Genomic DNA, 20079 nt, shown 5'->3' with positions numbered 1-20079 from the left:
GGATTAGTTAGCCAACCACGCGTTGAAGCGCTCGTTCAGCTCGGTGTCTTTGTCGACCCAGAACTCAAAGTTGTTAACCAGAGCGTTGCCCAGGTTTGCTTCGGCGGTCGGCATGTGCGGCGCCATTTCGGTTTTTCCATCAGAGAACAAACCGACCAAAGACCCCGAAGACTTGCGTGCCGGACCATAAGAGATCCAGGATGCCTGATCCGCCAGACGCTGTGTGTCGGTCGAGTAGGCGATGAAATCCAGCGCGGCTTCTTTGTTGGGTGCGCCTTTGGGGACAACGAACAAGTCAAAGTCCAGGATCTGACCGTCCCAAACAACTTCCAGCGGCTGGCTTTCGGCCACGGCTGCGTTAAAGATACGGCCGTTGTAGGCGGTGGACATTACAACTTCGCCATCGGCCAGCAACTGCGGCGGCTGCGCACCAGCTTCCCACCAAACGATATCGTCTTTGATTTTATCCAGAACCGCAAAGGCACGATCAACACCTTCTTCGGTATCCAGAATGTCATAGACTTCTGCTGCCGGAACACCGTCCGCCATCAGAGCCATTTCCAAAGTCGCTTTGGCCGACTTGCGCAGACCACGCTTACCGGGGATCTTTGTTGTGTCAAAGAAGTCTGCGATGCTCGCTGGCGCGCTGGAGACGTTTTCGGTGTTATACGCAAAAACAGTGGACCATACGATGTTAGCGACCGCGCAGTCCTGCAGGGCACCTTCGATGAAGTCATCCTCGGCAGGCGTACCATCAGGTGCAGCCGGCAGGATCGAAACATCGATCTCTTCCAAAAGGCCTTCGTCGCACAGACGCACCGCGTCCGAGAATTCTACGTCTGCAACATCGATGGTCACATTGCCTGCTTCAACCTGTGCTTTGATTGGTGTCGCAGGGTTGTCAGCGTCAACAGAAACGATCTTGATACCGGTCTCTGCTGTGAAAGGCTTGTGATACGCTTCGACTTGGCTTTTGGTGTAAGCACCACCCCAAGACATGACAGTCACTTCTTGAGCTTGTGCCACAGCCGCTGCGGTCGTCAGTGCAGATGCCAAAAGTGCAGTTTTGATTTTCATAATAAACTCCCAGTTGAAGCCCGTTTTATCGTTAGATTTCGGCAGTTCGGGCCGATGTTCTGCCGGTTTACAGTCGTGCGCTGGCCTTAAGCGTCCAACGCATGGCAATCCTCGGGCATCCAGCCGATGTCAATCTGCTGGCCCGGTTCCAGACGCACCTGATCCGGCGCGTTCCTGGTTTTGATGATAAACTCGTCATTGCCTGCAACGCGCAGTCGGGTGCGGAAAATGTCACCCATATAGATGAACTCCAATACCTCCGCCTGAAGGGTATGAACCCCTTCCTGCATACGGTCTTTATTGTATTCCACACGTTCCGGACGGATCGAGACTCGGGTGCGCTCTCCAGGTTTGGAGACATTCACCGGTTTACAGTCAATCACTTCACCGTCGTCCAGTTTGACCAACGCGCGGTTGCCGTTGACCTCAGCGACCGTGCCCTCAAGCGTGTTGTTCTCGCCGATGAACTGCGCCACAAAACTGTTGACCGGCGATTCATACAGCTCGGTCGGCGGGGCCAACTGCTGGATGCGGCCATCGTTAAACACCGCAACACGATCCGACATAGTCAATGCTTCGGTCTGGTCATGGGTCACATAAACCGTGGTGATGCCCAGGTTATGCGCCAGACGCGTGATTTCGAACTGCATCTTTTCCCGCAGCTGCTTGTCAAGCGCACCCAGAGGTTCGTCCATCAGAACCAGTTCAGGCTCAAACACAAGCGCACGCGCCAAAGCGATCCGCTGCTGTTGACCACCGGACAATTGCGACGGGCGACGGCCACCAAAGGCGCCCATCTCTACCATATCCAGCGCGCGCTTAACCTTTTCCTCGCGATCGGACTTGCCGATGTTGCGCACTTCCAGCGGGAAGCTCAGGTTTTCCGCGATGGTCATATGTGGAAACAGCGCATAGTTTTGGAACACCATGCCAATGCCGCGTTTATGCGGCGGGATGTGGTTGATCGAAACCCCATCCAGACGAATATCCCCATGGGTCGCGGTCTCAAACCCAGCCAGCATCATCAAGCACGTCGTCTTGCCGGACCCCGACGGGCCAAGCATTGTCAAGAATTCGCCCTTGGGAAGAGTAAGGTTCAAATCTTTAACAACAAGATTTTCACCATCATAGCTTTTTTGAACGCGTTCGAATTCTACGAACGCGTCATTTCGAGACACATGTGCCAAAATAGGCTCCCCGTTATTATCTTGTTCTTGGCGGCTGTTAGCCGCTCTTGGTGATTCACCATACATTTCTGCTTCAGAGGTGCAAGTGCAACAGGCGCTCTGCCCTATGAGCCAAAAGAACTCGGCTCACCTCTGGCCCGAGAACACCTGTATGCGAGAAAAAATAATATCTAAAAAACGTCACGTGATGCACGATTTGCGTCAAAATATCTAGTTTGCGTCAACACAGCCCAACAAACTTCGGTTTTGCGCCAGCTTCCAAGACCTCACTACTTCGTCACCCCAAACAAAAAAGCGCACCTATTGGTGCGCCTTGTTGTTTTTTTAAGCATTTTATTATCAAAGGCTAAGCGCTTTTCAGCAACCCGTCCGCTTTGATCTGCGCATAGCATTCATCAAGCGAAGTCAAAGCCCGGTCCATTAACATGTCAATTTCCTCAGGCTTCAGAATCAAAGGCGGCGAAATTATCATCCGGTCGCCCACATGGCGCATCACCAGGTTATTGGCGAAACACCGCTCACGACAAATATAGCCAACCGTACCCGTTTCAGCTGCAAACGCCGCTCGGCTCTCTTTGTGTGGGGTCAGCGCGATGGATCCCATCATGCCAACGATCTTCGCCTCCCCAACCAAGGGATGCGCGACCAGACTTTCCCATTTTTCCTTGAGGTAAGGTGCCGCCACATCGCGCACATGACCAAGAATGTTTTCTTCTTCCAGGATGCGCAGATTTTCCAGCGCAACTGCGGCCGCAACCGGGTGACCCGAATAGGTATAACCGTGGTTAAACTCACTCTGTGCGATGACTGAGGCAACCTCGTCGCTCACAACAGAGCCACCGATTGGCGCATAGCCCGAGCTGAGCCCCTTGGCGATGGTCATGATGTCCGGGCGGATGTCCAGCTTTTGCGACCCGAACCATTCACCGGTCCGGCCAAAACCACAGATCACCTCATCGGCAATCAACAGGATCTCATATTTGTCGCAGATCTTCTGCACTTCGGGCCAATAGCTGTCTGGTGCAACAATCACACCCCCGGCCCCTTGTACCGGCTCCGCGATAAAGGCGGCGACACGATCCTCACCCAGCTCCAAAATCGCCTGTTCCAGCTCTTGCGCGCGGGCAATGCCAAAGTCTTCGGGCGACATATCGCCCCCTTCAGCCCACCAATTGGGTTGATTGATGTGATGCACATCCGGAATGGGCAGCCCGCCCTGTTCATGCATCGCGCTCATCCCACCCAAGGAGCCAGAACCAACGGACGACCCGTGATAGGCGTTCTTGCGGCTGATGATGATCGACTTGGACGGCTTGCCCTTGAGCGCCCAGTAATGACGTACCATGCGGATATTGGTGTCATTGGCCTCGGACCCCGACCCCGCAAAGAAGACATTGTTCAGATCCCCAGGCGCCAGCTGCGCAATCTTCTGCGCCAGCTCGATTGCGGGACGATGCGTGGTTTGGAAAAACGTATTGTAATACGGCAGCTCGCGCATCTGACGGGCGGCGACATCCGCCAGTTCGTCCCGGCCATAGCCGATGTTCACACACCACAGGCCCGCCATAGCATCCAGGATCTGGTTCCCTTCGCTATCGGTCAGGGTGACGCCATCGGCGCGCGTGATAACTCGTGCACCTTTTTGCGCCAACTCGCCGTTGGCCGTAAACGGATGCATGTGATGCGCCGCATCCAAAGCCTGCAGCTCTTCGGTGGGCATATGGTTGGTGATCGTAGACATGGAGCAACTCCCAAATCAAAGTTATCCCAAGAATATGATCAAATTATCCAATGTCAATCGAATCAACTTGGTCCAGCAGACCTTGGCGAATCTGTTCCATGCCCTGTTTGACGTCCCGTTCCATCGCCAAAGCGGCCAATTCACCGTCCTGTCGACGCAGTGCTTCCAAAATGTCTTTGTGCCGATCCGGGTAATGGCCGGCTTCCAACTGGCCACAGACCACGCGCATTGACGGCCCAAACCGCAACCAGATCCGCTCGGCAATATCTGTCAGAACCGGCGCGTTGGCATGTTTATAAAGCTCTGCGTGGAACCGGTAATTATGGACCAAATACCCATGCACATCTCCGGTTTCCAACGCTTGATCGAGGGCTGCGTCAATCGCAACCAATTGCGCAACCGCATCGTCCGAAACCGTTTCGGCAGCCCGGCGCGCCAACTCACATTCAATTGATTTCCTTATAAAAACCATTTGATCTATGTCATGCGTCGACAAAGACGGGACAGAAACCCTTCGATTGCCCTGGAAGACCAATGCGCCTTCTGAAATCATTCTGCGGATCGCTTCGCGCACGGGTGTCATGCCCACGTCCAGCGTTTCCACCAATCCCTGAATTGTCACAGGCTGGCCTGGCGCCAGTTCTCCAAACAACACTTTCTCACGCAAGCGTTGATACACCACCTCATGTGTGGGACGTTTCTCGTTGGCGTCTGTTGTCTGCATGTCCTGCAAAACTGGGGCGGTCACTGTTCCGCGTCCTCCTACTTTTTTGGCAGAATGCACCAAGAAACGGTCGCAGGAAATATAAACATGTTGCGATCAGATCTTAAACTTGATCAAATTATGACCAGCCGGACGAGGAAGCCGGTCTCAATCGGGAGCGTCAAATGACCACGAAACTTATTACACTGACAACGGCCGCTGCGCTGAGCGCGGTTGCAGCCTCCGCCGAAGAAATTCGCGTCTATAACTGGTCCGACTATATTGATGAGTCGCTGTTGACCAAATTCGAAGAAGAGACCGGCATCAAGCTGATCTATGACGTCTTTGACAGCAACGAACTGCTGGAGACCAAAATGCTTGCGGGCGGCTCCGGCTATGATGTCGTTGTTCCAACCGGCTCTTTCCTGGCCCGCCAGATCCAAGCTGGTGCATTCCAAAAGCTGGACAAATCCAAACTGAGCAACGCCTCAAACATGTGGGGCGCGATTGAAGAGCGCACCGCGCTCTATGATCCCGGCAACGCATACTCCGTCAACTATATGTGGGGCACCACAGGTCTGGGTGTGAACACAGCACAAGTCGCCGAAGCTCTGGGCGCAGACGCGCCTGTGGATTCGCTGGCGCTGGTGTTTGATCCCGCCAATATGGAAAAACTCGCCGAATGCGGTGTTTACTTCCTGGACGCGCCGGACGAAATGATCCCAGCGGCGCTGAAATACATCGGCGAAGATCCCAACAGCATGGATCCCGAAGTTGTCGCAAAGGCCGAAGCGGTTCTGCTGGCCGTGCGCCCCTACATCAAGAAATTCCACAGTTCAGAAAACATCAACGCTCTGGCCAACGGCGAGATCTGCGTGTCCTTTGGCTGGTCCGGCGACATTCTGCAAGCTCGTGACCGCGCAGCTGAGGCCGAAAACGGTGTTGAAATCGCCTATAACCCGCCCAAAGAAGGTGCGCTGATGTGGTTTGACCAACTGGCCATTCCGGTCGACGCTCCGAACCCGGAAGGTGCCCATAAGTTCCTGAACTTCATCATGGATGCTCAGAACATGGCCGCCGCGTCCAACTATGTCTTTTATGCCAATGGCAACAAGGCGAGCCAGGAGTTCCTGGTGGAAGATGTGATCGGTGACCCCGCCATCTACCCCAACGAAGAGACTGTCAAAAACCTCTACATCAAAGAAGCCTACCCGGCCAAAGTTCAGCGCGTGGCGACACGTATGTGGACCAAAGTGAAATCGGGCATCTAATCCCGTTCCCTCTTTGAAACCGGCCAGGGCGTAACACGCGCCCTGGTCCAAGGTGTCCGACCATCGGCTTTCAGCACATGGATAGGCAACCGAATTCTGTCCATGACGTCCAAGAGGTACATCGTGTCTATTCCTGTTTTTGCGCCCTGGGATGATCCTTTGGCTCACCCCCTGATCCAGTTCAAAAACGTCTCAAAACGGTTTGGCCAGTTCACCGCCATCGACGATTTGACCATCGACATTTTCGAACGCGAGTTCTTTGCCCTCCTGGGTCCCTCGGGCTGCGGCAAGACCACATTGATGCGCATGCTGGCCGGCTTTGAGGCCCCCAGCGAAGGGCAAATTCTGCTGGCAGGACAAGACATTGCCGCAGTGCCTCCGAACCTTCGGTCGGTCAATATGATGTTCCAATCCTACGCGCTGTTTCCCCATCTCAGCATCTGGGACAATATCGCCTTTGGCCTGCGCCGCGAACGTCTGCCAAAAGATCAGATCGAAGAGCGCGTGACAGAAATGCTGCGCCTCACCCGTATGGAAAGCTTTGCCCGGCGCAAACCGCACCAGATCTCTGGCGGTCAACGCCAACGGGTTGCGCTGGCCCGATCACTGGCCAAAGCGCCCAAGCTGCTGTTGCTGGATGAACCCTTGGGCGCGCTCGACAAAAAGCTGCGTCAGGAAACGCAGTTTGAACTGATGGATATTCAGGAAAAGACCGGCACCACCTTTGTCATCGTGACCCACGACCAGGAAGAGGCGATGACCGTCGCCTCCCGCGTGGCTGTTATGGACCATGGCAAAATCGTCCAGGTCGCCACCCCCGACAAGATCTATGAAGAGCCCAATTCGGTCTATGTGGCGGATTTCATCGGCGAGGTGAACATTATCAAGGGCACGGCCAAACCCGACGGCGAGGCAAGCTTTGCGGTCACCTGGTCTGACACCGCGCCGCCCTTGACGGCCCTGTCGCAAACCACATTCAGCGCAGATCAGGACTGCCACCTGGCGATCCGCCCGGAAAAAATCGCAATTTCCGCAGACAAGCCCGAAGACGCCGCCAATGCGGTGCAGGGCAAGGTTCTGGACATCGCCTATCTTGGCAATATCTCCACCTATCACGTAGAGCTGCCAACCGGCGCGATCATCAAGGCGCAGACCGCCAACACCCGCCGCATTTCACGCCGCGCCTTTACTTGGGAAGACACTGTTTGGCTGTCCTGGACCGCCAGCGCCGGTGTCCTGTTGGCGAACTGATGCGCCGCGCGTTTCTGATCCTGGTGCCCTATACATGGCTTTTGGCCCTGTTTCTGGTGCCCTTTGTCATTGTCCTCAAAATCTCATTGTCGGACGCCGCCATTGCCCGCCCGCCCTATCTGCCGCAATTTGACTGGGCCGAGGGAATCTGGGCCTTTTTAGCGCAGCTGGATTTTGAGAATTTCGTCTGGCTCACCCAGGATGATCTCTATTGGAAAGCTTACCTCAGCTCGCTCAAGATCGCGATCACCTCGACGTTCTTTACGCTGCTGGTGGGTTATCCCATCGCCTATGGCATGGCCAGCGCGCCGCCGATGTGGCGCCCGACGCTGATGATGTTTGTGATCCTACCGTTTTGGACCAGTTTCCTGATCCGGGTCTATGCTTGGATGGGGATCCTGTCGAATGAAGGCCTGTTGAACCAGTTTCTGTTGTGGAGCGGCTTTATCACCGAACCGCTGGTGATCCTCAACACCAATCTCGCGGTCTATATCGGCATCGTTTACACCTATCTTCCGTTTATGATCCTGCCGATTTATTCCGCGCTGGAACGGATGGACGGGTCGCTGATCGAAGCGGCCGAAGACCTGGGCTGTTCCCGGACAACCGCCTTCTGGCTGGTCACCCTGCCCCTGTCGCGCCCCGGCGTCATCGCAGGCTGTTTCCTCGTCTTTATCCCCGCCTTGGGTGAATTTGTGATCCCCTCCCTTCTGGGTGGCTCAGACACGCTGATGATCGGCAAGGTCCTGTGGGAGGAGTTCTTCTCCAACCGCGACTGGCCCGTGGCCTCTGCGGTGGCGGTGGTTCTGTTGCTGCTTCTGGTGATCCCGATTGTGCTGTTCCAGCGCAACCAGCAAAAACAGCAGGAGGCCGACACATGAACCGGATGAGCTGGTTTAACACCGTTTCCCTGACGCTCGGCTTTGCGTTCCTGTACATCCCGATGGTGATTCTCATCGTCTACAGCTTCAACGAAAGCAAACTGGTGACGGTCTGGGGCGGTTTCTCGCCCAAATGGTATGGGGAACTGCTAAAGAACGAGGCCTTCTTGACAGCCGCCTGGGTCACCTTCAAAGTTGCGGTGGCCTCCTCCACATTGGCAACTGTGCTCGGCACGATGGCGGCCTATGTGCTGGTGCGCGGCGGGCGGTTTTTTGGCCGTACGCTGTTTTCCGGCATGATCTATGCGCCCTTGGTAATGCCCGAAGTCATCACCGGCCTGTCGCTGTTGTTGCTGTTCATTGGCATCGGGCTGGACCGGGGCGTGTTGACCATTGTTCTGGCGCATACCACCTTTTCCATGTGTTTTGTCTCGGTTGTGGTCTCGTCCCGCCTGGTCACATTTGACCGCTCCCTGGAAGAAGCCGCGCTGGATCTGGGCTGCACCGGCTCCGAAGCCTTTCGCTTGGTCACTTTGCCGATCATCGCACCGGCTGTGATTTCGGGATGGCTTTTGGCCTTTACACTGTCGCTGGACGATCTGGTCATCGCGTCGTTCACATCAGGGCCAGCGGCCACTACCCTGCCGATCAAGATCTTCTCGGCTGTGCGTCTGGGCGTCAGCCCCGAAATCAACGCGCTGTCGACGATTATGATTGCTATTGTTGCCGTAGGGGTCAGCATCGCCTCACTGGTGACGAAATACCAGATGACCCGCCAGATGAAAGAAGAGCAGGAGGCGGAACGGAACTGATGCAACGCATCTTTCCCGCTTTCACCTATAGCGAAGGGCCCCGCGACAATTGCTGGTGGGACGACACCATCAAACGTCCCACCTGGCCCACATTCGGCGGCACCCGGACTGTGGACGTGGCCATCATCGGTGGCGGCTTCACCGGCATATCCGCGGCCTATCACCTGGCGCGGGCCGGGGTGCATGTGGCCGTGGTTGAGGCGGAAACGCCCGCTTGGGGCGCGTCGGGCCGCAATGGTGGGTTTTGCTGCTTGGGTGGCGCGAAACTCTCACAAACGGCCATGCAGCGCCGGTTTGGGGTTGCGGCGACCGAGACCTATCTACACAGCGAAGTTGCCGCCGTTGAACTGGCCAAACAGCTGATCGACTTCCACAATATCGACGTGGATGCCCATTCCCAGGGCGAGACACAGATGGCGCACAGCCCCCGCGCGATGGAGGCTCTGCGCCGCGCGGCGGATGCGGCCGCTGCGGCAAATGTCCCGGTCACCTTGACCGAACCACAGGATCTGGCCGCCGCCGGCCTGAACGGCGGTTTTTTTGGCGCGCTGACAACACCCGTTGGATTTGGCCTGAATCCTCAGAAATACCTGTTCGGACTGGCAGCCGCCGCTGCCGAGGCAGGGGCCGAATTGTTTCAAAACAGTCCCGTCACAGATCTGCGCCCGCATATGGGTCAATTCACCCTGCGCCTTCCCGGTGGCGTTTTGCAGGCCAAACAGGTGATCCTTGCCACCAACGGCTATTCCAGCGACGACATCCCCGCCTGGCTGCGGGCCCGTTACCTGCCCAGCCAGTCCTCGGTCCTGGTCACCCGCCCGCTGCAAGACCAAGAGCTGGCAGCGCAGGGATGGACCAGTGACCAGATGGCCTATGACACCCGGCACCTGCTGCACTACTTCCGCTTGATGCCGGATCGCCGTTTCCTGTTTGGGATGCGCGGTGGCTTGCGCGCGTCAGCCAAGGCCGAGGCGCAAATTCGCCGCCAATTGCTGCGCCATTTCCACAAGCTGTTCCCTGCCTGGAGAGAGGTCGAGGTGACCCACCGCTGGTCCGGCCTTGTCAGCCTGGGCGCGGGGCTTGTCCCCTTTATCGGGCCTGTGCCAGACCATCCGGGCCTGTTTGCGGGGTTGAATTACCACGGCAATGGCGTCGCAATGGGCACTTACGCCGGCCGCATCCTGGCGGATTTGGTGCGCGGCACGACCCCTGTGTTGCCCTATTCCAGCGTTGTCCAAACCGCGCCCCGGTTTCCTTTGAACGCCTATCGACGTGCCTTTTTACCCTTGGCTTATGGCTACTACGCGCTCAAAGATCTGAGCTTTGCCACCTCCAGTGACAAGGCCTGACGATCCGCCGCCGCACCTTTTTCTGCCCGCCACGCACAATAGGCCGCCATGCGCCAATGGAACCAGGGGCGCAGCGTCAGATAGCGCGACATCACATTTGGATCGGGATAAGCGCTTAGGAATTCCTGTTCCTCAGCCGCTGATAAAACCGCGCCGCGATACAGAAACTGCATCGAGGGTGACAGGAAAACAGCCAGATCTTCGGCCGGATCGCCCCACACCGGACATTGCCAATCGATCAAACGCCACTGGGGACTGGCGACCAGAATATTGCCCGGAACCGGGTCGCCATGGATCAGCGCACATGTGTCCAAAGGCGCGACAGGGCAACGCGGCCTTAACGTGCCAAGGCCTGGATCCGTCTGACACGCCGCTAAAATCACCTCTGTCTGCGCCTCAAGATCCGCGGATCCATTGGCCCCTTTGGGCAGATCTATGGCGATCTTCTGGCGGTGGAGCTTGGCCAAAATCTGCGCCACCTGCCCCGCGCCGCTGTGCCATGGTGTTCCCGAAACATGCGCGTATTCGATCCAATGCAGCCCGGCATCTAGGCCTGCATTGACAAACCGTGGAACCAGTCCGGTGTCATCCAGACAGCGCAGCATCAGCGCCTCGCGCTGCGGATCATTGGCAAACAATGGGTTCGCCCGCACCGGGTTGTATACTTTTAGGACCGTGGCCCCCAATTGAAACACCTGATTGGACCGCCCCCCGACAAGTCTTTGACGTTTCTGAACCGCCAGGCCGCGACGGGTCAAACAGTCCCAAAACAAAGGATCAATGTCGAAACAGGTGGTGGTCAGAGCGCGCTCCTATTGGCAAAACGCGCCCTGTTTCTGTCCGCCTTAGGCGGCCGGATCACGCAGCGCAGTCACATCCGTTGAGTTGATCGCCGAACCGCCGTCCATGATCAAGACCACTTCATTGTTTACAAACTGCGTTTCGCGGATTCTGCCGTAAACCTCTGGCGTGGACTTGGTCAGCACCTCTTCGTTGCGATAGTTTTCAAGGGAGAAAGTATAGTTTCCAACTGCAACCAGATCACCGTCCGAATCGCGGCCATCCCATTCATAGTTGTCGGTCGACACGGGCAAGCGGAGATCGTTGACCACGTTACCTTCCGAATCCTCGATGACCAAGCGAACATCATCCGCCGTCTCGTCAGGGTTTGGTGAGACTACAATCGGTGTGGCGCCGTCAAAGTAGCCCGCAACAGGCGCGCGCGCTTCCAGCCCGACCCATTGAGTAACCGTTGACATGGCCGACAGCGCCAATTGGGACTGGAGGCCCTGCAACAGCTCGTTGCCTTGAACCTGTTGTTCCACCATCGAGAACTGGGCCAGCTGCGAGGCGTATTCGGTCGAATCAAGCGGCTCCAACGGATCTTGGTTGGTTGCCTGGGTGGTCAAAAGACGCAGGAACGTCTCGAAATCGGAGGTAATCCCGCTGGCAGAGGATCCGCCGGAGGATGATGTAAATACCGATGAGGATGTTGGGTTCGTCCCGGTGACTGGTGTGGTCATTTTATACTCTCATATCCAACCCGGATCCGCCCAGGTTCAACTGTTGTCCGACAGGTGTTGTTTCGATTTCGTCTGCTACGGCTTGCCCTTGACGCGCAGAGCCACCCGATTGGTTGTTTCCGCCGGATTGCGACTGGGAATCACCGCTGGAGAAGGAGAAGGAGATGTTTTCAAATCCCATATCTTTGAACTCATTTTCCAACGCGCTGATGTGGCGACGCATCAAATCGCCGGTTTCTGAACGTTCAGCATGGATGATCACGCGCACCCCGTTTTCGCTGGTGCTCAACTGCATTTTGACCTGCCCCAGCTCTTTTGGGTTCAGCATGACTTCAACTTTTCGCTCGCCTTTGGCCGCAAAAGCTTCGGTCAGCTGCACCGCAATCCGCTGTGCAACCTCAGGCGTTGGAATTGTGGCAGGCCGGAACGTCGCCTCGGTGAGAGACTGGGTGATGCCAATCGCTTGGGGTCCAAGCCGGAAATCCTGCTGAGCACCATGGCCAAACCGTTCGTTGTTTTGCGGTTGGCCTATCTGTGCGAACAGGGCAGCTTGCGACACCTGTGTTGCCCCAACTATGCCACCTTCTCGTATGATTTGCCCCGGTAGAAGCGCGTCTTCCGCAGTTGTATCTGTTGAAACCTCTTCAAGCCGCACTTCGTCTGACTTTTCAGAGCGGGTTCCTGCCTGGGTCAGGCGGGAGGTATTTACAGGAACCACAGTTGTCGCAGCGGTAGGTGCAGCAGCCGCTGCGGGTGCCGTGACAGCAGTGGGCGTCTCAGCAGCGACGGGGATATCATCAGCAGGCGTCGCTGCAGCCGCCGGTATCGTTGCAGCGTTCGGAGCAACGGCAACAGCAGGTGTCGCAGGTAGCGTTTTAGAGGCTGCCGCGGGTTCAAACTGCGTGATGCCATCCAATTCAACACCTTCGGGAAGGTCAATTGGACCATTTGCAACCAACCCGTTGCCCGAATCCGTGACCTGCCGCAGCGCCAGTTCGTTTTGAACAGATGCCGCAATGGGCGAAACAGGAGCTGCGGTTGGAACTGCAGAGGCGACACTTTTATGAATTGCCTGCTGCGCAGCAGGCGAAAGCGCGCCAAGTCGCACCCGATAGGCAAGAGGCAGGTCTTGAATGGAACCGTTGGAGGTACGGGCCAATTCCGCAAGCACTTCAGCTTGGGTAAGCCCAGCTCCGATGGGTTGCTGTGACGCCACAGGGCCATTGACCGGAGTCTCCTCCGCCCCAGCCACCTCTTGCTGCGCGCCAGGTGGCGACTGCACCTGTCCGCCATTGGAAATACCGTTTGTTTGCGACAATCCCGTAGTTGGCACAGCCGCTTTCGCAGCGCCGTCCAACCCGTTACCGCTGGGTGTTGATTGTTGTGCCCGTAGTGCGCTGGAACTCGCGTCAGCCAACGGCACACCCTCACCGGCCGGTTGCACGGTTCCATCGGCCACCGCCTGCGTTTCAGGCTCGCCCCCGTCAGCAGCGCCCGTTTCTGGAACAGAACTAGCCACTACCGCCGCGACATCTTCTTGTGAAGCACCAGACCGCTCAAACACGCTGTTGTCATCGGTACTGGCCTGGCCCGCAGGTGCCGCTGCTGCCTCAGCTGATACAAGCGCAGCAACATCAACCTCTGTGTGAGTCTCATCCGTTTGATCATCGGACGCTTCGACGTTTTCTTCAGCAGAATCCGGTCCGGGTACAGCACCTTGTGCTTCAGATACCTCTGGCTGCTCTGCCTCCGGTGCCGCTTGGCTGGAATCTGCATAAACCGCAGCGAATGAATCGCCCGATGGCGATTCGCCGGAAGATTTCCCAGGTTTAGAACCCAGCTTATTCTGACTAATATCAGTTACTTGTCCAACAATCGCGGTATTCATCATTGGTTTCCAGACATTCTATCTTGACATATTCAGAATAGATCAAATCGGTTACCGCAATTTTAACCGCTCGTCTGGCATTCTGTGAAAAATCGAAACAACTCCAACCGTCTTTAGTTGAGGTCCAGAATGGAAATTCACTCTTCACCCGTCCGGGCGCCAGACGCGGGCAGCCCGCGGGCCACTCCGCCCGCGCAGGATCCGATACGCAAGGCTGCTATGGATCTTGAAAGCGCATTTCTTGCTGAAATGTTGAAATCCGCCGGAATGGGCAAAGCACGCGACTCGTTTGGCGGCGGCGCGGGCGAGGATCAGTTTTCCAGCTTTCTCGTAGAAGAGCAGGCCAAACAAATGACCAAGGCCGGCGGCATTGGCCTGGCTGAATCACTTTATAATGCGTTGAAGGAGGCCCAAAATGACTGAGCTGCACGCACAAGACAAAATCGACGAATTGGATGAAATCCTGGAATTGGAACGTGAAGCGCTGATTGAGGGCAAGCTGGACAAGCTTCAGTCCTTATTGGAACGAAAAGACGCGCTGATCTCTGATTTGAACATGCTGGATGAGCTGGAGCGGGACGCATTGGAAACGGTGCATAACAAAGTCTCGCGCAACCAGCTTTTGTTGGAAAGCGCGATGCAAGGCATTCGGTCGGTGGCCAACCGCATGCAGGAATTGCGCCGTGTGCGCAAAGGGCTCGATGTCTATGACAAATCTGGCCGCAAAAGCAGCTATTCAACCATGGTCAGCAAGAAGCTGGAGAAGCGCGCCTAAGCCTGCTCAATTTAGGAAAAATTCTACTTATCCAAATTTGAGCTTTAGCACTCCATTAGCAACTCACGGTGCAAAGTCACCTTGCACCTCGAGACGGGGTGGCGCGGAAGCCAACAGGCAATTCGCACAGTCAGAAAGACGTCAGAGAGCGCCCCATATGGGGCAGGGATAAATCGAGGGAAAAAGAACCCTCGCACACAAGGATTAAATGCTATGACCAGCATTCTGACCAACAGCGGTGCAATGGTTGCGCTGCAGACTCTGAGCTCGATCAACAATAACCTGACCGACACTCAGAACGCCATCTCCACCGGCCGTGAGATCAACACCGCAAAAGACAACTCTGCCATCTGGTCCATCTCCAAAGTAATGGAAGCAGACGCAGCAAGCTTTGAAGCAGTAGAAGACTCCCTGGCTTTGGGTGCGTCCACTGTTGGTGTTGCTCTGGCTGCGGTTGAACAGATCACCGACATTCTGGAAGACGTTCGTGAGAAAGTCATTCAGGCGACTGGTGAAAACGTTGACCACGATGCAATCAGCGACGAAATCACCCAGCTGACCGACCAAATCGGGCAGATCATCGACGCGGCCCAGTTCAACGGTGCAAACCTGCTGGACTCAGATACTGTTGATGGCACGAATTCTGACCTGACGGTTCTGTCCTCAGTCAACCGTGCTGCGGGTGGCTCCGGTGTAACAGTGTCCAACATCACCGTTGCGGCACAGGACTTCACCACCGCTTTGGATCTGTCCGATATCGATGTGACCAGCTCTTCGGCAGCCGAAGCATCGCTGGACGCCATCGAAGCGCACCTGGAAACCCTGACGACATCCGGTGCTGAACTGGGTGCGGCTGCGGCCCGTATCGATGGTCAGATGGACTTCATCACCAAGGTGAAAGACGCGACCAAAGAAGGTATCGGTGCTCTGGTTGATACCGACATGGAAGAAGCGTCCGCGCGACTGAAGGCTCTGCAGACACAGCAGCAGCTGGGCGTACAGGCCCTGTCGATCGCGAACAACCAGCCTTCGACCATCCAGCAGCTGTTCCGTTAATCCACAGCTTGACCAGGGCGTTCTTGGACGCCCTGGTCCGCCGACCTCAGAGAATCTGATGTAATACGTTAGGAAAACACGTGAATGCCCAATTGAAGGCAAAAAATGCCTATGCCGCTGCGACCAAGTCCGCCAGCACCCCAAAAAGTTATGAGTACAAGGTCATTGCACGGGTAACACGAGAGCTTTTGGATGCGGCAAGAAAAGGTAAAAAAGGCTTCCCCGCGCTGGCAAGCGCACTGGAGACCAATCGCAAACTTTGGCGCATTCTTGAAAACGATCTTCTGAGTTCAGGCAATCAATTGCCCGATGACGCAAAAGAGAATTTGGTCTACCTGGCCGCGTTCACCCGTCAACACACCCCAAAAGTCCTCCGGAGGGAAGCTGGTGTTCAGCCTCTCCTGGAAATCAACACGGCCGTTTTGAGAGGCCTACGAGGAGGAGCGACCTAATTATGAGTGGATTGGTCCTAAAACTGGCCCCTAAAGAGCGCGTACTGGTAAACGGTGCAGTTATCGAAAATGGGGACCGCCGCAGCCGTCTGTCAATTGTCACACCAGATGCAAACATTCTGCGTCTTCGTGACGCTATCCATCCAGAAGATGCAAACACCCCGGTTCGCCGCGTCTGCTATGCAGCGCAGTTGATCCTCACGGGCGACGTTGATCCCAAAGAGGATCGGCTGGCGATGTTGCGTCGGCTGGAAGAGCTGAGCCAGGTCTTTACCGACCCCGACAGCCGCAGCTCTTTGGCAGAGGCAACAAATGCAATTCTGAATGACAACCACTATCGGTGTCTAAAAGCTCTGCGCACGCTCTTACCACGAGAGGAGCGATTGCTGGCCATTCGCCCGTCGTAAGGCGCTGCGCCAAATACCTTTGGATTACGGGATGAAGCTTCCAACGGCGCGCCTGTCCAACGCGTCTTGGACAGAAGGCGCCTGCGGCTACCCTTCATTCCCGTCGCCAGGGCTGTGATCCAATTGGCCCCGTTGCACGGTCATTGGCACCGGCATCCTTTACATACAGATGGCCTGCGTCAGAACCACATAAACCTGATCTTCCCGCAAAATTATGACTTTGCGGAAAGCATCACCCCTCAGATATCAATCTCTACTTCCGGCAAGTCGAGCGCTTTCATCATCTCGCGCAGCTCCTGACGGGCTGCAATGTTAGAGATGTTCAGCTGCTTCACGCCGATATCTTTCAGATCCAACAGCGTTAGCCCGCGTGGGAACAATTCGCGAAAGATCACCCGCTCGGAAAAGCCAGGAGCCACACGGAAACCGATGCGTTTGGACAGCATCTTGACGGCCCGCTCCATCTTTTCCTTGTTGACCATCCGCTGGGTGCCGACCCGGTTGCGGATGACGATCCAGTCAATGGGCTTTAACCCGGCTTGCGACCTCAATTGGCGAGCGTTCCACACCATCTCGGAATAAACAGATGGGCCTAGGATGTTCTCACCCTTTTGGTCGGTACGGGCCAAAAGGTCAAAATCGACAAAGCTGTCATTCAACGGCGTGATCAACGTATCCGCCAAGGAATGCGCCACCTGGCTCAGCCGGGTATGAGAGCCCGGACAATCGATCAGGATAAAATCCACCCGCGGTTCGAGATCAGCAATCGCTGCCGACAGGCGGTGGTCATACACGTTCTCATTCGGGCCCAAGGCGCTTTCATCGATGTCCGGCAGTTCGGTCAGTTCGATAAACGGCAGATCAATCCCGGTCTCTGCCACAAAGGCTTTGCGGTTTTCCAGATACCGCCCCAAGGAGCGCTGGCGCAGATCCATGTCCAGCACTGCAACCGAATGGCCTGTACGCGCCAAAGTGGTTGCAACATGCATCGAAACCGTGGATTTGCCAGCACCGCCCTTTTCGTTCCCCACAACGATAATATGCGCCATGACTGTGTCTTTACCCCAGATATTGCAGCAAGCTTCTTTTTAGAGACTATAGCTTGACCTCATTCAAAGGGAAAGATTCCGCGCAACTTCTCCTGAGGTTTATTGTTCCGCCGTAAAAACCGCCCGTCTCAACGCAAAACGCCGCCCCAAAGGGACGGCGTCTGCATGTGAAATGTCGAAACAGCAGAGCTTAGAAGCCCAGACCTTCGTATTTCTTTTTGAACTTGGACACGCGGCCACCGGCGTCCATCAGGCGGGTCGAACCGCCGGTCCATGCCGGGTGAGCAGAAGGATCAATATCCAGCGCCAGCTGGTCGCCTTCTTTGCCCCAGGTCGACTTCATCTTGATGATGGTGCCATCGGTCAGTTTGACGTCGATCAAGTGGTAGTCGGGATGTGTATCGGCTTTCATTGAACCACTCCTTAGGCTTTTTTGGGCTTGTAGTTGCTGTCTTCAGCAATACGTGCCGATTTACCGCGGCGGGTGCGCAGGTAGTACAGTTTCGCGCGACGAACGCGACCGCGGCGGACAACGGTGATGCTGTCGATATTGGTGGAGTGCAGCGGGAACACACGCTCAACGCCTTCACCAAAAGAAATCTTACGGACGGTGAACGAGCCAGCAATGCCAACGCCGTTTTTACGGCTGATGCAAACGCCTTCGTAGTTCTGGACGCGCGAACGCGAACCTTCGGTCACCTTATAGCCGACGCGAATGGTGTCACCGGCTTTGAAATCGGGGATCTCTTTCCCCAGGGCGGCAACTTGTTCCGCCTCAAGCTGTGCGATCAGATCCATCTGACCTTCTCCTATTTTGCTCGTGGTTTTGTCCACGAAGGTGATTTCTCGACCCAGAGCTCTGTGCCTTCATCGGGTCCGCCTGTGAAACCACCGCGCCCGCCAGAGATGATCCGACATTCTTTTGATCTTGGCTTCTTGTCTGGCGCACCGGTCGAAAGAAACCGGACGTGTCCAAAACAAAAAGATCCGCGCGACTCACACAGGAGCGCCGGATGCGCGGTTCATAGGCTTCCCCGCCCTATTTTGCAAGCTGTTTCGCAGCGAAACGGTTGCCTGGCCGCGCGCGCTGCGCAGGCAACGTCCTGTGGCGGCGCAACACCAACACCGCCCCCTTTACCTGATGGAATTGACCCGCCTGCCCACAAGACTAAGCTGAGGCCGATCGGTGCAATTGCGCAGCCGGTCGATGAACATCGTCCTTGGTATTTCAGGTGGTATTAGAATGAAAAAGCAATCCGTTCACAAACAAGCCCCCGGCGTGTTGCCAGGTATTGCATTGGCCGCGCTTGTCGCGATGTCTGCTTGTGAATTCGGCGGCCCTTTCCCCGAAGATGTTGCCGCGTCCAAGGCGATAAATGACGCTGTCTGGGAGACACGCACCCGCATCACGTTTAACGGCGCGCCTTATGAATTTGCGGTGTCAGACACGCGGGACTTTGCCCAGATCGCGCCTGCGGCCCCGAATTTTGCATATACAGCCGCGGATCTGGAACAGGCGGTCGCAGCAGAAACCGGATGTTCTGCCGTGTTTCAGGGTGGGTTCTTGGACCGCTTGGAAGGGTATACGCCAGACACAAATCTGCGCAGCACCCAGGAGGGGCTTACATCCTTCAACAGATGGCGGATTGATCTGAGCTGTTGACCGCCCTTGACGCAGGATTTCAGGAAAAAGCCGTAGATATGCGTGAGCCACCGTATTTTGACAATATGGTGGCGACCGCTATCCTGCGGCGTGTCTTTCAAGCGCTTGTTTGAGACCTGCGTATCTGCGTCTGCTGACTGAGATCTCAGAACCGTCCCGCATGATACATAGATAGCTACTGCCGTTTGGTCGCACCTGGTCAATGTGTTTTAGGCGCACCCAATGGGATCGATGTACCTGAACGCCTTTCAGGGGCGAAAGTTTTTCCACGCAATCAGTGAATTTCAGGTTCAGCATCGTGCTGCCCTCCACGGTCCGCAGATGCACATAATGATCATTGGCGCTGACGCTGATCAAATCCTCACCAAGGGTATGGGGCAGATCCGCAAACAGGCTCCGCAGGGTCGGCTCTTTATCAAAGCGCGCCATCAGCGGTGCACGATGCGCCATGGCGAACTCGGCCGCTTTGAACACCGCAAGAACCGCCAACGTCGTGAGGCCGATGGCGGGTAACGCGACATGGCTGAGTTCTTCCCAATACCCATCTGGGTCCAGATCAGTTCCCCCAGTGGCATTGGCGATGACAGCCTCCATCCCCAAAGAGAGCGGCGCCAGGCAAAGCGGCAGCAATAAAACTGCAGCCCCCATTGCCCAGAGGTCGGGAAGTCCCAGGCGCATTGCTAAAATCGTGAGCAAAGCCAGGATCAGCACCGCCCCCAAAAGATGGGCGATCCAATGTATCACAGCCCAGAGAAATGAAAGCTCTCTGGTGGCGCCGGGTTCCAGACCGGCCAGCACCGTTGCGCAGGCCAACAGGAGGATCGCGCCAACCAACAGCCGGTGCCGCCGTGACACGGTTTCACCACCCAAAAAGGTCATTAGATTGCTGAGTTTGAACTCTAAGGGCATGGGGCCACAACACCGAACATAGGATAGGAGTCGTCTGAGACGTTAGCCACGAGTGGCGCAGAGGAACACAGGTAATTCGCGAACG

The 20079-nt window shown here is 56.0% G+C and carries 22 protein-coding genes; 11 read left to right on the top strand and 11 right to left on the bottom strand.

The window, feature by feature from the left end:
• Window positions 1–3 precede the first annotated feature (3 nt).
• The 4 genes from GFB49_RS08540 to GFB49_RS08525 all read right to left on the bottom strand — a co-directional run bounded on the left by GFB49_RS08540 (window position 4) and on the right by GFB49_RS08525 (window position 4753).
• Window positions 4–1077, bottom strand: a complete 1074-nt coding sequence (locus GFB49_RS08540; RefSeq protein WP_153215439.1) for an ABC transporter substrate-binding protein — start codon at window positions 1075–1077, stop codon at window positions 4–6.
• Window positions 1078–1163: 86 nt separating this feature from the next.
• Window positions 1164–2255, bottom strand: coding sequence for an ABC transporter ATP-binding protein (locus GFB49_RS08535; RefSeq protein WP_343032533.1), 1092 nt, complete (start codon window positions 2253–2255; stop codon window positions 1164–1166).
• 355 nt (window positions 2256–2610) lie between these two features.
• Window positions 2611–4005 (bottom strand): aspartate aminotransferase family protein, encoded by a 1395-nt coding sequence (locus GFB49_RS08530; protein ID WP_153215437.1) that lies wholly within the window; start codon window positions 4003–4005, stop codon window positions 2611–2613.
• A 43-nt stretch (window positions 4006–4048) separates the two neighbouring features.
• Window positions 4049–4753 carry a GntR family transcriptional regulator gene (locus GFB49_RS08525; RefSeq protein WP_425505195.1) on the bottom strand — a complete coding sequence of 235 codons (705 nt, stop codon included), beginning with the start codon at window positions 4751–4753 and terminating at the stop codon, window positions 4049–4051.
• 140 nt (window positions 4754–4893) lie between these two features.
• Here GFB49_RS08525 and GFB49_RS08520 point away from each other — a divergent pair, with 140 nt between their 5' ends.
• The 5 genes from GFB49_RS08520 (at window position 4894) to GFB49_RS08500 (ending at window position 10272) form a co-directional block, all read left to right on the top strand.
• Window positions 4894–5979, top strand: coding sequence for a polyamine ABC transporter substrate-binding protein (locus GFB49_RS08520; RefSeq protein WP_153215436.1), 1086 nt, complete (start codon window positions 4894–4896; stop codon window positions 5977–5979).
• Between the two features lie 123 nt (window positions 5980–6102).
• Window positions 6103–7230, top strand: coding sequence for an ABC transporter ATP-binding protein (locus GFB49_RS08515; RefSeq protein ID WP_343032520.1), 1128 nt, complete (start codon window positions 6103–6105; stop codon window positions 7228–7230).
• Entirely contained in the window at window positions 7230–8111 is an 882-nt protein-coding gene (locus GFB49_RS08510) for an ABC transporter permease subunit (protein ID WP_153215434.1), read from the top strand. The genes GFB49_RS08515 and GFB49_RS08510 overlap by 1 nt, the downstream gene beginning before the upstream one ends.
• Window positions 8108–8923 carry an ABC transporter permease gene (locus GFB49_RS08505; RefSeq protein WP_153215433.1) on the top strand — a complete coding sequence of 272 codons (816 nt, stop codon included), beginning with the start codon at window positions 8108–8110 and terminating at the stop codon, window positions 8921–8923. The genes GFB49_RS08510 and GFB49_RS08505 overlap by 4 nt, the downstream gene beginning before the upstream one ends.
• Window positions 8923–10272 (top strand): NAD(P)/FAD-dependent oxidoreductase, encoded by a 1350-nt coding sequence (locus GFB49_RS08500; RefSeq protein WP_194269296.1) that lies wholly within the window; start codon window positions 8923–8925, stop codon window positions 10270–10272. Before GFB49_RS08505 ends, GFB49_RS08500 begins: the two co-directional genes overlap by 1 nt.
• Here the strand turns inward: GFB49_RS08500 and GFB49_RS08495 are convergent.
• The 3 genes from GFB49_RS08495 to GFB49_RS08485 form a co-directional block, all read right to left on the bottom strand.
• On the bottom strand, window positions 10224–11030 hold the full coding sequence (locus GFB49_RS08495; protein WP_246149653.1) for an aminoglycoside phosphotransferase family protein: 807 nt from the start codon (window positions 11028–11030) through the stop codon (window positions 10224–10226). The two genes, GFB49_RS08500 and GFB49_RS08495, sit on opposite strands and share 49 nt — an antisense overlap.
• A gap of 87 nt (window positions 11031–11117) precedes the next feature.
• Entirely contained in the window at window positions 11118–11795 is a 678-nt protein-coding gene (locus GFB49_RS08490; protein WP_153215432.1) for a flagellar hook capping FlgD N-terminal domain-containing protein, read from the bottom strand.
• A 1-nt stretch (window position 11796) separates the two neighbouring features.
• A complete protein-coding gene (locus GFB49_RS08485; RefSeq protein WP_194269295.1) occupies window positions 11797–13683 on the bottom strand; it encodes a flagellar hook-length control protein FliK in 1887 nt (628 codons plus the stop codon).
• A 129-nt stretch (window positions 13684–13812) separates the two neighbouring features.
• On the opposite strand from GFB49_RS08485, the gene GFB49_RS08480 reads away from it, so the two are divergent.
• The 5 genes from GFB49_RS08480 to flbT all read left to right on the top strand — a co-directional run bounded on the left by GFB49_RS08480 (window position 13813) and on the right by flbT (window position 16373).
• A complete protein-coding gene (locus tag GFB49_RS08480; protein ID WP_153215430.1) occupies window positions 13813–14106 on the top strand; it encodes a rod-binding protein in 294 nt (97 codons plus the stop codon).
• A complete protein-coding gene (locus tag GFB49_RS08475; protein ID WP_153215429.1) occupies window positions 14099–14458 on the top strand; it encodes a flagellar biosynthesis protein FlgN in 360 nt (119 codons plus the stop codon). The genes GFB49_RS08480 and GFB49_RS08475 overlap by 8 nt, the downstream gene beginning before the upstream one ends.
• 213 nt (window positions 14459–14671) lie before the next feature.
• Window positions 14672–15514, top strand: coding sequence for a flagellin N-terminal helical domain-containing protein (locus GFB49_RS08470; RefSeq protein ID WP_153215428.1), 843 nt, complete (start codon window positions 14672–14674; stop codon window positions 15512–15514).
• Between the two features lie 80 nt (window positions 15515–15594).
• Entirely contained in the window at window positions 15595–15966 is a 372-nt protein-coding gene (gene flaF, locus GFB49_RS08465; protein WP_343032519.1) for a flagellar biosynthesis regulator FlaF, read from the top strand.
• Window positions 15967–15968: 2 nt separating this feature from the next.
• Window positions 15969–16373, top strand: a complete 405-nt coding sequence (gene flbT / locus GFB49_RS08460) for a flagellar biosynthesis repressor FlbT (protein WP_153215427.1) — start codon at window positions 15969–15971, stop codon at window positions 16371–16373.
• A 239-nt stretch (window positions 16374–16612) separates the two neighbouring features.
• Here flbT and GFB49_RS08455 read toward each other — a convergent pair whose 3' ends face one another.
• The 3 genes from GFB49_RS08455 to rplS all read right to left on the bottom strand — a co-directional run bounded on the left by GFB49_RS08455 (window position 16613) and on the right by rplS (window position 18220).
• Window positions 16613–17422, bottom strand: a complete 810-nt coding sequence (locus GFB49_RS08455) for a division plane positioning ATPase MipZ (protein WP_153215426.1) — start codon at window positions 17420–17422, stop codon at window positions 16613–16615.
• 190 nt (window positions 17423–17612) lie between these two features.
• Window positions 17613–17834 carry a 50S ribosomal protein L31 gene (rpmE, locus tag GFB49_RS08450; protein ID WP_153215425.1) on the bottom strand — a complete coding sequence of 74 codons (222 nt, stop codon included), beginning with the start codon at window positions 17832–17834 and terminating at the stop codon, window positions 17613–17615.
• 11 nt (window positions 17835–17845) lie between these two features.
• Window positions 17846–18220 carry a 50S ribosomal protein L19 gene (rplS, locus tag GFB49_RS08445; protein WP_153215424.1) on the bottom strand — a complete coding sequence of 125 codons (375 nt, stop codon included), beginning with the start codon at window positions 18218–18220 and terminating at the stop codon, window positions 17846–17848.
• Between the two features lie 445 nt (window positions 18221–18665).
• Between rplS and GFB49_RS08440 the strand changes: the two genes are divergently transcribed.
• Window positions 18666–19085: a hypothetical protein gene (locus GFB49_RS08440; protein WP_153215423.1), complete on the top strand. Its 420-nt coding sequence runs from the start codon at window positions 18666–18668 to the stop codon at window positions 19083–19085.
• Window positions 19086–19163: 78 nt separating this feature from the next.
• Here GFB49_RS08440 and GFB49_RS08435 read toward each other — a convergent pair whose 3' ends face one another.
• Window positions 19164–19994: a LytTR family DNA-binding domain-containing protein gene (locus GFB49_RS08435; RefSeq protein WP_153215422.1), complete on the bottom strand. Its 831-nt coding sequence runs from the start codon at window positions 19992–19994 to the stop codon at window positions 19164–19166.
• Window positions 19995–20079: the final 85 nt, after the last annotated feature.

The sequence above is a fragment of the Tritonibacter litoralis genome (genome assembly GCF_009496005.1).
Classification (GTDB): Bacteria; Pseudomonadota; Alphaproteobacteria; order Rhodobacterales; family Rhodobacteraceae; genus Epibacterium; species Epibacterium litoralis.
Note: the sequence above shows the minus strand (reverse complement) of the source record. Positions and strands in the feature narration are given on the sequence as shown.

What these genes read in the sequence shown, in the direction of transcription:
- GFB49_RS08485 (WP_194269295.1), bottom strand. Translation starts at nt 13,683, where the DNA reads ATGAATACCGCGATTGTTGGACAAGTAACTGATATTAGTCAGAATAAG.
- GFB49_RS08475 (WP_153215429.1), top strand. Translation starts at nt 14,099, where the DNA reads ATGACTGAGCTGCACGCACAAGACAAAATCGACGAATTGGATGAAATC.
- rplS (WP_153215424.1), bottom strand. Translation starts at nt 18,220, where the DNA reads ATGGATCTGATCGCACAGCTTGAGGCGGAACAAGTTGCCGCCCTGGGG.
- GFB49_RS08440 (WP_153215423.1), top strand. Translation starts at nt 18,666, where the DNA reads ATGAAAAAGCAATCCGTTCACAAACAAGCCCCCGGCGTGTTGCCAGGT.
- GFB49_RS08505 (WP_153215433.1), top strand. Translation starts at nt 8,108, where the DNA reads ATGAACCGGATGAGCTGGTTTAACACCGTTTCCCTGACGCTCGGCTTT.
- GFB49_RS08540 (WP_153215439.1), bottom strand. Translation starts at nt 1,077, where the DNA reads ATGAAAATCAAAACTGCACTTTTGGCATCTGCACTGACGACCGCAGCG.
- rpmE (WP_153215425.1), bottom strand. Translation starts at nt 17,834, where the DNA reads ATGAAAGCCGATACACATCCCGACTACCACTTGATCGACGTCAAACTG.
- GFB49_RS08490 (WP_153215432.1), bottom strand. Translation starts at nt 11,795, where the DNA reads ATGACCACACCAGTCACCGGGACGAACCCAACATCCTCATCGGTATTT.
- GFB49_RS08520 (WP_153215436.1), top strand. Translation starts at nt 4,894, where the DNA reads ATGACCACGAAACTTATTACACTGACAACGGCCGCTGCGCTGAGCGCG.
- flbT (WP_153215427.1), top strand. Translation starts at nt 15,969, where the DNA reads ATGAGTGGATTGGTCCTAAAACTGGCCCCTAAAGAGCGCGTACTGGTA.
- GFB49_RS08455 (WP_153215426.1), bottom strand. Translation starts at nt 17,422, where the DNA reads ATGGCGCATATTATCGTTGTGGGGAACGAAAAGGGCGGTGCTGGCAAA.
- GFB49_RS08480 (WP_153215430.1), top strand. Translation starts at nt 13,813, where the DNA reads ATGGAAATTCACTCTTCACCCGTCCGGGCGCCAGACGCGGGCAGCCCG.
- GFB49_RS08500 (WP_194269296.1), top strand. Translation starts at nt 8,923, where the DNA reads ATGCAACGCATCTTTCCCGCTTTCACCTATAGCGAAGGGCCCCGCGAC.
- GFB49_RS08530 (WP_153215437.1), bottom strand. Translation starts at nt 4,005, where the DNA reads ATGTCTACGATCACCAACCATATGCCCACCGAAGAGCTGCAGGCTTTG.
- GFB49_RS08435 (WP_153215422.1), bottom strand. Translation starts at nt 19,994, where the DNA reads ATGCCCTTAGAGTTCAAACTCAGCAATCTAATGACCTTTTTGGGTGGT.
- GFB49_RS08470 (WP_153215428.1), top strand. Translation starts at nt 14,672, where the DNA reads ATGACCAGCATTCTGACCAACAGCGGTGCAATGGTTGCGCTGCAGACT.
- GFB49_RS08510 (WP_153215434.1), top strand. Translation starts at nt 7,230, where the DNA reads ATGCGCCGCGCGTTTCTGATCCTGGTGCCCTATACATGGCTTTTGGCC.